Origin of the sequence: Pseudomonas helleri, from assembly GCF_009600315.1 — a bacterium.
Taxonomy (GTDB): Bacteria; Pseudomonadota; Gammaproteobacteria; order Pseudomonadales; family Pseudomonadaceae; genus Aquipseudomonas; species Aquipseudomonas helleri_A.
This window is the reverse complement of record NZ_WIWC01000176.1, coordinates 1-261: the sequence shown is the minus strand read 5'-3', so window position 1 is coordinate 261 and position 261 is coordinate 1. Positions and strand designations below refer to the sequence as shown.

At 59.8% G+C, this 261-nt stretch carries 1 protein-coding gene; it reads right to left on the bottom strand.

Going from position 1 to position 261, the window contains the following annotated elements; all coding sequences use genetic code 11:
* A partial coding sequence (locus tag GHN86_RS23250; RefSeq protein WP_153387404.1) for an IS66 family transposase occupies nt 1-261 on the bottom strand: 261 nt, incomplete at both ends.

Below are 261 nucleotides of genomic sequence, written 5' to 3'. Positions count from 1 at the left end.
ACCCCAGCTTGCGCACCCAGCGCGTTGTAACCGGCGTAATCATCCGTCATCAGAGAGCCGCGATAACCTTCGAGCAGACGCGTTGGTACCTCCTGCGCGCGACTTGTAGAGTAGTCGAAAAGGATCACCGGTTGATCTGGCGGGCCGCCGGTTTGCACCCACATCCATGAATGGCTGCTCGGTTCGCGGTCAGGCTCTTTCAACACCTGCACCCGCGTTTCATCGCAATGAATGACGCGGCTGGCTAGCAGGCTATCGCGC